This window comes from Marinobacter sp. OP 3.4, from assembly GCF_036224885.1.
In the GTDB taxonomy this organism is placed as follows: Bacteria; Pseudomonadota; Gammaproteobacteria; order Pseudomonadales; family Oleiphilaceae; genus Marinobacter.
Window position 1 is genome coordinate 26,586 of record NZ_JAVVLT010000101.1, and the last position, 9,608, is coordinate 36,193.

9 protein-coding genes and 1 tRNA gene are annotated in these 9,608 nt (G+C 62.5%); 6 read left to right on the plus strand and 4 right to left on the minus strand.

Annotated features, from left to right (window positions below):
- The first annotated feature begins 5 nt into the window (after positions 1 to 5).
- Entirely contained in the window at positions 6 to 821 is an 816-nt protein-coding gene (gene ppsR, locus RO069_RS16705; RefSeq protein ID WP_328189115.1) for a posphoenolpyruvate synthetase regulatory kinase/phosphorylase PpsR, read from the plus strand.
- A gap of 70 nt (positions 822 to 891) precedes the next feature.
- Here ppsR and RO069_RS16710 read toward each other — a convergent pair whose 3' ends face one another.
- The gene (locus RO069_RS16710) at positions 892 to 3,834 is read right to left on the minus strand and encodes an insulinase family protein (RefSeq protein WP_328189117.1); all 2,943 of its coding nucleotides are present in this window, start codon (positions 3,832 to 3,834) and stop codon (positions 892 to 894) included.
- A 188-nt stretch (positions 3,835 to 4,022) separates the two neighbouring features.
- Here RO069_RS16710 and RO069_RS16715 point away from each other — a divergent pair, with 188 nt between their 5' ends.
- The 4 genes from RO069_RS16715 (at position 4,023) to RO069_RS16730 (ending at position 7,251) form a co-directional block, all read left to right on the plus strand.
- On the plus strand, positions 4,023 to 4,619 hold the full coding sequence (locus RO069_RS16715; protein ID WP_328189119.1) for a hypothetical protein: 597 nt from the start codon (positions 4,023 to 4,025) through the stop codon (positions 4,617 to 4,619).
- Positions 4,620 to 4,833: 214 nt separating this feature from the next.
- Positions 4,834 to 5,847, plus strand: a complete 1,014-nt coding sequence (locus tag RO069_RS16720; protein ID WP_328189120.1) for a response regulator — start codon at positions 4,834 to 4,836, stop codon at positions 5,845 to 5,847.
- A 99-nt stretch (positions 5,848 to 5,946) separates the two neighbouring features.
- Positions 5,947 to 6,795, plus strand: a complete 849-nt coding sequence (locus RO069_RS16725; protein WP_328189123.1) for a 6-pyruvoyl trahydropterin synthase family protein — start codon at positions 5,947 to 5,949, stop codon at positions 6,793 to 6,795.
- Positions 6,796 to 6,996: 201 nt separating this feature from the next.
- Entirely contained in the window at positions 6,997 to 7,251 is a 255-nt protein-coding gene (locus tag RO069_RS16730) for a hypothetical protein (protein ID WP_328189124.1), read from the plus strand.
- Positions 7,252 to 7,266: 15 nt separating this feature from the next.
- Here RO069_RS16730 and RO069_RS16735 read toward each other — a convergent pair.
- The 3 genes from RO069_RS16735 to RO069_RS16745 all read right to left on the minus strand — a co-directional run bounded on the left by RO069_RS16735 (position 7,267) and on the right by RO069_RS16745 (position 8,723).
- A tRNA-Glu gene (locus tag RO069_RS16735) sits at positions 7,267 to 7,342 on the minus strand.
- 102 nt (positions 7,343 to 7,444) lie between these two features.
- Entirely contained in the window at positions 7,445 to 8,353 is a 909-nt protein-coding gene (locus RO069_RS16740) for a TIGR01777 family oxidoreductase (RefSeq protein ID WP_328189126.1), read from the minus strand.
- Complete coding sequence (locus tag RO069_RS16745) at positions 8,346 to 8,723, minus strand: sirohydrochlorin chelatase (RefSeq protein ID WP_328189128.1); 378 nt, start codon at positions 8,721 to 8,723, stop codon at positions 8,346 to 8,348. Before RO069_RS16745 ends, RO069_RS16740 begins: the two co-directional genes overlap by 8 nt.
- 86 nt (positions 8,724 to 8,809) lie before the next feature.
- On the opposite strand from RO069_RS16745, the gene RO069_RS16750 reads away from it, so the two are divergent.
- A complete protein-coding gene (locus tag RO069_RS16750; protein WP_328189130.1) occupies positions 8,810 to 9,418 on the plus strand; it encodes a DUF924 family protein in 609 nt (202 codons plus the stop codon).
- Positions 9,419 to 9,608 lie beyond the last annotated feature (190 nt).

Sequence of the window (9,608 nt, forward strand, 5' to 3'; positions counted from 1 at the left end):
TGCTCATGAAACGCACCGCCTTCTTTATCTCCGATGGCACCGGTCTTACGGCCGAGGCACTGGGCAACAGCCTGCTGGCCCAGTTCGAGAAAATCGAGTTCGAACGGGTCACCGTGCCCTACATCGACAACAACGAGACAGCGGAAGCCATGGTGGAGCGCATCAACGAGGCTGCCCGGGTCGACGGTTTGCGCCCACTGGTATTCGACACCATTGTGCAGGCGGACATCCGGGAGATTATCAGCAAGGCCGACGGTTTCATGGTGGATATCTTCGGCACCTTCCTGAACCCCCTGGAGCAGGAACTCCAGTCCTCGTCCTCCTACACCGTGGGCAAGTCCCACTCCATCGGTAACGAGAGCACCTACGAGAAGCGGATCCACGCCGTCAACTTCGCCCTGGACAATGATGACGGCGCCCGCACCCGCTACTACGACGAGGCGGACCTGATCCTGGTGGGCGCCTCCCGCTCCGGCAAGACACCCACCTGCCTGTACCTGGCCCTGCAGTATGGTGTGAAAGCGGCCAACTACCCGATTACCGAGGAAGACCTGGACGGTCAGCAGTTACCGGAGGTGCTGCGTCCCCACCGCACCAAGATCTTCGGCCTCACCATCGACCCGGAACGGCTTGCGGTGATCCGTAATGAACGGCGCCCGAACTCCCGCTACTCATCCATCAAACAGTGCATGCACGAGGTGGAGGAGATCGAGACCATGTACCGGCGGGAACGCATACCCTACCTGAACACCACGGCCTACTCGGTGGAGGAAATCTCCACCCGCATCATGGTGACCACCGGGCTCAAGCGTCTGCGGTAGGGCAAGCGAGACAGAGGAAGGCTTGCCCGTCCCCGCCTCGGGTGACAGGCGCGGGGACGGGCGGTAGGCATCAGAGTTCGTGGATGTCCAGCCCGAGGCGGGTGACGTCATCCCGGCTGTCATGACTGGTGATGACCGCGGTGCTGGCCTTCTCGGGACGCAGCCAGTCACCGGCCACACGCCTGAGATCATCCACGGTAACCGCCAGCACCCGCTTGCGGAAACGCTCCTGTTGTTCCGGGGAGCGACCAAACAGACGGCTGTGGAAGGCGTGACGGGCTTCGCCCGCCGGTGACCGTGGCTTGTCCAGCTGGCTGATCACCCCCAGCACGGCCTCTTCAAGCTCCTGTTGACCGTGGTCGGTCTCCTGCAGCCACGCCAGCGAGGCATCGAAATCGTCCAGGGTCTCGCCCAGGCGCGGATCCCGGTAGGAGAAGAAGCGGAAGGTACCGTTGACGTTATCCTGCCCGGCACCGCCCCCGTAGGCGCCACCCTGCTCCCGGATCGCCCGGTGCAGGAAGCCATTGCGCAGGAACCCGCCCAGCACCGTGAGCGCGGCGGCATCGGGATGATCCGGCGCCACCGTGGGGTAGGCCCGGGCGCAGAAATTCACCTGGGTTGAGGTGAGCCAGGCTTCCCGGGTGTCATAGCTGACCGGCTCGATCTGCCACTGCTCACCCCGGGTCTCCGGCGCCTCCGGCCAGAGGCCACTGACACCATCGGCCATGGCCTCCAGGTGCTCCTCCTCGGCCACCAGCAGGAACTGGCGCTGCTGCTGGCGGAAACGCTGGTGCAGGCTGGCCAGGTCCTGGCACAGCTTGTCCAGCGCGGCCTCGTCGTTGAGGGTATCGTCCAGTTCCTTGGTTCCTTTGATGCCCGCCAGGCCCGCCAGGCGGAAGGACAGCCAGGCGCCGGGGCTATGGCCCTGGGAGGCGGCGCTCATGGCGAGGCCATGGCCACTGCCGGTCACCGCCTGTTCCCGGCGGGCACGGATCTGCGCCACCAGTTCCCGTATTCGACCCTTCTCGTCAAAGCGGGCGTTGTCGTATACGTCCCGCAGCAGCTCCGACAGCGCCTTGCGGTTCCGGGCCAGGGCCTTGCCGCTGAGGATCATGTAACCGTCCAGGGTCTGTACGTCGTCCACACTGCCACGGGCGGAAACGCTGGCACCGATTCCGCCGCTGCAGGCGGAGATCCGGTCCTGCATCTGCAGGTAATCCAGGTCACCACAGCCCACCTCGGTGAGGATGGTGGTGTATAGCGGCAGCATCAGCAGTTCGTCCCGGGACAGGGTCGGCAGGCGGAAGATCGCCTGCTCGTAGACCAGGCCGTTGGTGCCCTGGGCGTAGAGGGCGGCGGGGAAGGCCTCCAGGTTCCGCCCCTCCGGGAAATGCGTCTTCAGCGGCACGTCGCTCAGGTCCACCTTGGGCAGGATGGAGTCGTCGTCCTTGCGGTGCTGGCGCTCCTCCAGGGCCCGGGCGCGCTCAACGATCTGCTGCCTGTCCTCGTCGCTGAGCTGTTCCTTGCGACGGGCCAGGGCTTCGCGGATGGCTTCCTGGCGGCGGTTCTCAAGCTGGTCATCCGGCCGCAGGGTCAGCGTGACCCGGTGGGGGTTGTCAATCAGCAGGCGACGGATCAGGCCGGGCACATAGCCCGGATCGCGGATCTTCTCTCGCATGGTCTCCAGCACCGGCTCCAGGTCCAGCAGTTCCACCGGATCGCCACCATGCACCATGGGGGAAATGGCGGACATGATCAGTTGCAGGCCATAGGGGAAGCTGTCACCGGCTATCTCCCGCTGGTGCAGTTCAAGCTGGTGCAGGATGGCCTCCAGGCGGTCCAGGGGAACGCCGTCCTCCGCCACCTTGTTGAGTACCCCTTCGATCAGGGCTTCCAGGTCATCCCGGCGCTCCGGCTCGGTACCCTCGATACCGCAGACAAAGGTCATCTCCCGGTTGGAATCCTCCAGTCCACACATCGGCGACGGCGCCGCCGCGATATCCGTGGTCTCCAGGGCATGCATCAGCGGGGAGGCACTGTTCTCCAGCAGCACATTGGTCACCAGTTGCGCTTCCAGGTTCTGCTGCAGATCAAAGCTGTGCCCCAGCAGCCAGCCCATCACCATATGGGTCTTGCGCTCGGTGGGCTCGCCGGCGCTGACGGCATACCCCTGCTCCACCCGCAGCGGCGAGAACAGTCGTTTCTCGTCCCGCACCGGCAGATCCACCTCCAGGGCATCGAAGCGGGACAGGGCCAGCTCCTCGAAACGGTCGTGGTGTTCCCGGGCAGGAATGTCGCCATAGGTGCAGAAAATGGCGTTGCTCGGGTGGTAGTGGTGCCGGTAGAACGCCAACAGGTCATCGTAGCGCAGGTCGACGATATGATCGGGCTCGCCACCACTGTTGTAATGGTAGGTGGTGGTCTGGAACAGGTGGCTGGACAGGTTCTGCCAGAGCTGGGAGGTGGGCGCGCTCATGGCCCCCTTCATTTCGTTGTACACCACGCCCCGGTACACCAGTGGGCTGGTGGGGTCGTCCGGCTTCTCGAACTCCAGGCGATGCCCTTCCTGGGCGAAATCCAGCGGGTCAAGCTTGGAGAAGAACACCGAATCCAGGTAGACGGACAACAGGTTGTCAAAGTCCTTGCGATTCTTGCTGGCAAACGGGTAGGCGGTCCAGTCGCTGCTGGTAAAGGCGTTCATGAAGGTGTTCAGGGACCGGCGGATCATCATGAAGAACGGGTCCCGTACCGGATAGCGCTCGCTGCCGCACAGGGCCGTGTGCTCCAGGATATGGGCCACGCCGGTGGAGTCCATGGGAAAGGTCCGCAGGGCCACGAAGAAGACGTTCTCGTCATTGTCCGCCGCCATGTGCAGGTGCCGGGCACGGGTCTTGCGGTGGACATACTCTTCCATGGTCAGGTTCAGGGCCGCGATGGGGTGGCTGCGAACCTTTTCAAACGCAGGATGTACGTCAAAGGCAGGGTGTACATTGGACTCGTTGCGATCAGTCATTCACTCATTGTCCCGTCTGGCAGAATAGTCTTATGTAGATTATCACGGTATCCTCGGTGTAACGGAGGATACTGCGCCGGATGTGACCGGTCGCGGATCAGCTTCGTGAGATTTCCCCTATGATGGAGGCGGGAAGGCTGATTGAAAAGCCCCGCCCGGCGACGTCCCAGATTGAGGAAACCGAGACCATGTCGGAAACATCCAGCCAGTTGACGGACTATCCCTCGCAGGCCCGGGCTGACAGCACCACGCGGATGCAGACACCGTCGCGGTCCCGGGCAGCGAATAACGGCGTCGCTGCAACGGCGCCTTCCCGCAGCAGGGCCAGCAGGCCCGACCGGAGCGGGGACCGTCCGCGGGTGCCCGATTCCACCGACTACCACAACGAACGCCGCCGCTACCTGGCCCGGGCCAGACGGTCCCCCGGCCTGCGCCAGCGCTATATCCGCAACCTGCTGGGCTACCTGCTGCTTCGGGGTGCCTGGTCGTTCGGTTTCTTTCCCGTGGTCCTGGCCTTCTGGGTACCGCTGGTGCTCGCCGAATTCAATCCGGTGGTGATGGTGCAGTCTCTGCTGCCCCACCTGGAAAGCTTTGTCCTCTCCAATCCGGAGGTGCAGGCACGCACCATCAGCATGCTGTTGTCCGGCTGGCTGTCCGTGGGTCTGTTCTTTTTCCTGTTCGACGTGATCATCCATCCCTTCAAGTCTCCCTTCCAGCGGGAAGCCGATATCCACATGCGGGCCTGGTCCCAGAGCCAGGGCCTGGTGCCACCGGACGAAATGTGATCCAGGTTGCAATCGGCAAGATTCCGCCCATCACTCTGTAACATTTTGTATCCATATCGGGGTAAACTGATCGGGCGATGACCAGCCACCGGACAGGAATGCCGGTTGCCTGGCCCTATATCGCCCCTTAGGTATTGTGATGCCCGGGGCCCGGCGCCCTCCCCTTGTCGCCGGGTATCCGTGGCATCCGGTGGCCAATCCAGGAGACAGCCCCATGGACATCAAGAACGCGCTGCTGGTGGACGACTCGAAGGTTGCACGATTTACCCTCAGCAAGCTCCTGAAAGGCAGCAACATGGAAGTCAGCATGGCCGGTTCCGCTGAAGAGGCGCTGGATCTGCTCAGTAACTCCCAGCAGCCGGACGTTATCTTTCTTGACCACCTGATGCCCGGCATGAACGGCGTGGAGGCCGCGAGGGCCATTCGCAACAACCCCGGCACCGCCCATATCCCCATTGTGATGTGCACCTCCGGCAAGTCCGCCGAGTTCGAGCAAACCGCCCGGGAGATGGGGGTGGACGAGATCCTCCCCAAGCCGCCGGCCCGGGACGGCGTCTCCAGGGTGCTGGAGAAGCTGCGCAGCAGGCCGGAGGCGGAGCCGGTGACGGTCAGCGAGGAAAGCCAGGTGCCACCAGCCAACGACCCGGATATCCCCCTGCTCAGCGCGGACCAGGTGGCCATGGCCGCCCGGGCCGAGGTCAAGGCCCAGATCAGCGAACAACTGCACGAACGCCTGACGCAACTGTTCGATGACCAGGTGGGCTACCTGCGCCAGGGCATGGACGAACACAACGACCAGCACACCACCCTGGTCAACGAAAAACTGGACGCCCTGGAAGCCATCCTCGATGCCCAGCAGAAGGCCATCGCCAGGGCGGTAACCGCAAACGTGAACACCCTGCTGGACAAAACCCTGGAAAGTTTCCAGAAGGACCTGCTGAAGACCATGGACCGGATGATCCGGGACCGCAACGAGCACCTGAAGGAGGAACTGGACCGCCAGCGGGACCAGGACCAGGATTTCTGGAAATCACTTCAGGCGGACACCCTGCAACAGGCCTCTGAGGCCTCCAAGCAGCAGGCCGAACAGGTGGCCCGACACCTGGATGACCTGACCGCAAACCGCCGTCGCACGTCTTCCCGTAGCGCCTACCTGACGGTGCTGGCCCTGAGCCTGGGTGCGGTCGGCCTCAGTGTTGCGTGGATGACCGGACTGATCCCCCTCTGAAAACCCTGTTTCGGTGGTTCCTGACACGGCGGGTTATCCCGGCGGCAGCGAAGTTTGATAGAATGCGATCTGATCGTAGTCTTCCTGCCGGATGCATCCATGAACCACCTGTTTATCGACAACCTTACTGTCATCGATTTCGCCTACCTTGATCGCCGGCGTGGCCTGGTGGGCGAGAGCTGGATTGCCGACATTGTGCTCGGCGGCGAGCTGGATGAGCAGGGCATGGTGTTCGATTTCGGCAATGTGAAGCGCACCATCAAGCGGGTGATCGACGAGCGGGTGGACCATCGCCTGGTGGTCCCCGCCGGGTCCGATTCCCTACACCGTGGCGACAACCCCGGCGAGCTGACCTGGCAACTGGATGACGGCAGCCATCTCCGTCATGAGGGCCCCGAGCAGTCCGTGGTGTTCCTGGACCATCACGAGGTGGTTCCGTCCGCCGTGGCCCGGTTGCTGGAGCGGGAACTGAAGGCGGTACTGCCGGCCAATGTGACTGCTGTGGAAGTCACACTCCGTGAAGAGCTGATCGAAGGACCCTACTACCACTATGTCCACGGACTGAAAAAGCACTTGGGCAACTGCCAGCGGATAGCCCATGGGCACCGATCCCCGATCCGTATCGATATCAATGGCCGCCACAGTCCGGAGCTGGAAAAGCACTGGGCTCAGCAGTGGCAGGATATCTATATTGGTACCCGCGAGGACCTGAACCAGAGCTGGTCGGATGCGGACGGCACTGAGTATGTGAGCTTTCAGTACGATGCCGAGCAGGGGGAGTTCCGGCTGACCCTGCCCCGTCGGCGGGTGTGGCTGCTGGAGACGGATACGACGGTGGAGCTGATTGCCGCCTACCTGGCCGACGAGATCAAGAGGGATTATCCGGCTGATGAGGTGCGGGTTAAGGCCTTTGAGGGTGTTGGCAAGGGTGCTATTGCTGTTCGCTAGGGTTTGGGCCCCAGCCTTCACTTTGCGGGGGCGGGAGCCGGGGCGGTAAGGCTTTTACGGACACGCCCGGCAAGTACCTCCCTGTAGGGCTCGACGAGCGCCGTCCCTGGCGCTCGACGGTCCGGAAAAGCCTTCCCACCCCAGCTCTCTTAAACTATTGAGTTAACTCCCACGTCTGAAAGAGGCATGTGGGGAAGGTTTTTGAAAACCGTGGAGCGCCAGGGATGGCGCGACCCGAGCTCTATGACCGCCATGGATGGCGGGAATGCCGATTTTGCAGGAGCAAAAATCGGCCAGGGACGTACTTGCGGGGCGTGTTTTCAAAAATCTTACCAACAGGCCCCCTGCCCCGAGGTTGCAGTCTCCCAACTAAAAGCTGAAACAGACTCCGAGAAGCGTCCAGACACAAAAAAACCGCCCGAAGGCGGTTTTGATGCTGGCAACCCGGTGGACTAAACCGTGTTGCCAAATTGGCGTCCCCTAGGGGGTTCGAACCCCTGTTGCCGCCGTGAAAGGGCGGAGTCCTGGGCCACTAGACGAAGGGGACGCATTCCTCAAAAACCTTGCCTCGTCGAGGTGGCGCGTATATTAAGAATGCGCCCCGCAGCTGTCAACGGTTGGCCGTGAAAAAATGCCGATTTTTTTGACCTTACTTACCCAGGGCGTTCTTGAGGGCGGGCTCCAGTTCCGGGTAGGTGAAGCGGAACCCCGCCTGTTCCAGGCGTTCGGGAACGGCTCTCTGGCCGGTCAGCAGCAGCCGGGACATTTCTCCCAGGGCCAGCTTCAGCACCAGCGCGGGCACGGGGAATATCGCCGGGCGGGAGAGCACCCTCGCCAGGGTGTTCGTAAAGCCACTGTTGGTCGCCGGATTCGGGCTGACCACATTGTAGGCACCGCTGGCGCTGTCCGTGGTCAGCATCCACAGGATGGCGTTGACCACATCCCGCCGGTGGACCCAGGGCATATACTGCTGCCCATCGCCGATGCGCCCGCCCAGACCAAGCTTGAAAGGCAACACCATACGCTCCAGAAAGCCACCATTCGGTCCGACGACAATCCCGGTCCGTGAATAGCATACCCGAACACCCCTATCGGCCAGCGCCGACGCGGCTTTCTCCCAGTCGGCACACAGCCGGTGGCTGAATTCATCATGGGGGACGGCGTCCTCATTCACCGTGGTATCGCCCTGGGCGCCGTAGTACCCCACGGCGGAGCCCGATACCAGGACCGAAGGCAGCCGGTCGCAGCGCAGCAGGGCGGACACCAGTTCCCGGGTCAGGGCGATCCGGCTGTCCCGCAGTACCTGTTTGCGATGGTCGGTCCAGCGTTTTTCGGCAATGCCTTCGCCGGCGAGGTTAACAACGGCGTCATAGTCGGATCCTTCGCCAATATCCGTCAGGCTCCCGATCGGGGTTACCTGTCCGCAGATTGCCCGCACGTCCTTTGGGGACTGTCGGCTCAGCACATCCACCTGGTAGCCGGCATTGAGCAGTTCCGGGCAGAGTACTCGGCCGATAAAGCCTGTGCCGCCGGTGACCAGTATGTGTCTGTCAGTCATGGGTCTCCTCCAGGGTCCCCTGGACGATGTCCCTCAGGGCAAGGCCCAGGCGGGGATCTTCTCCGATGGGTGGCAGCAGGGTGATGTCCACCCCATAACGCTGGCGGTAATCCTCCAGCATGGCGGGCACATCCTTGCGCAGATGACGACCGGCCGCCAGGAACAGGGGCACCACCTGGATGTTGGCAACGCCGTCGGTAACGGCCTCCCGGACTTCGGTTTCCAGCGATGGCTCTGCCAGCTCCATATAGGCCACGCGGGCCTCGGGCAGGGACGCCAGGGTAGGGGCGGCCAGGGCCTCAAACGTCTGACACCAGCGCTGGTCGCTGCTGCCATGGGCCAGTAAAAGGATCCGTGTGGGTGCCGTCATGGATAATCTGCTCCTTTGGATGCGACCTCAATCAGTGTATAACTGCGAGGTTACGACTGCGAATTTCAACAGTAACCGGAGGTGTTATGTTCGCATGGCATGAACTTCTGGATTTCTGGTTTGGCCCATTGGATGAACATGGGCTGCCGGACCGGGAGCACCGGGAGCGCTGGTTCCGTTCCTCCCGGGCCTTTGATCAGGAAATCCGCCGGCGATTCCTGTCCATGGTCCTGTTTGCCTCGGAGAATGGCCTGGAACAATGGCGGACCGAACCCGGGGGACGGCTGGCGGAGATCATCCTGCTGGATCAGTTCACCCGGAACATTCACCGTGGCGGCGCCATGGCATTCTCCAACGACGCCCAGGCCATTCGTCTGTGCCTGGAAGGGCTGGAGGCCGGGGCCGATGTCCGGTTGGTGCCCATCCAGCGGGCGTTCCTGTACATGCCATTACAGCATTCCGAAAAGCTGGCCCACCAGGACCGGTCGGTAGAGCTGTATGACCAGTTGGCTGCCTCCACGGACGGCCCGCTGGGTGCCTTCCTCGGCAGCTTCCTGGAGTCCGCCCGACAGCATCGCGCGGTGATCGAGCGGTTTGGTCGCTTTCCCCATCGAAATGGGGCACTAAAGCGGCCATCGACACCGGAGGAGCGGGATTACCTGGGGGCCGGAGCCAGTACCTATGGGCAGGCATGAGCAGCACACTGCATGGCTTGACAGGTGACGGATCTGGTTGTTGGCCATGCAAAGAAAATTTCATAAAAACGGTTGACGGCGTCGGTCCTATCGGTAGAATACGCAGCCGTTGAAGGGCAACGCCCCTCAACAACCAGCGGGAATAGCTCAGTTGGTAGAGCACAACCTTGCCAAGGTTGGGGTCGCGAGT

Coding starts and splice junctions, on each gene's coding strand:
- ppsR (WP_328189115.1), top strand. CDS start 6: ATGAAACGCACCGCCTTCTTTATCTCCGATGGCACCGGTCTTACGGCC.
- RO069_RS16710 (WP_328189117.1), bottom strand. CDS start 3,834: ATGACTGATCGCAACGAGTCCAATGTACACCCTGCCTTTGACGTACAT.
- RO069_RS16715 (WP_328189119.1), top strand. CDS start 4,023: ATGTCGGAAACATCCAGCCAGTTGACGGACTATCCCTCGCAGGCCCGG.
- RO069_RS16720 (WP_328189120.1), top strand. CDS start 4,834: ATGGACATCAAGAACGCGCTGCTGGTGGACGACTCGAAGGTTGCACGA.
- RO069_RS16725 (WP_328189123.1), top strand. CDS start 5,947: ATGAACCACCTGTTTATCGACAACCTTACTGTCATCGATTTCGCCTAC.
- RO069_RS16740 (WP_328189126.1), bottom strand. CDS start 8,353: ATGACTGACAGACACATACTGGTCACCGGCGGCACAGGCTTTATCGGC.
- RO069_RS16745 (WP_328189128.1), bottom strand. CDS start 8,723: ATGACGGCACCCACACGGATCCTTTTACTGGCCCATGGCAGCAGCGAC.
- RO069_RS16750 (WP_328189130.1), top strand. CDS start 8,810: ATGTTCGCATGGCATGAACTTCTGGATTTCTGGTTTGGCCCATTGGAT.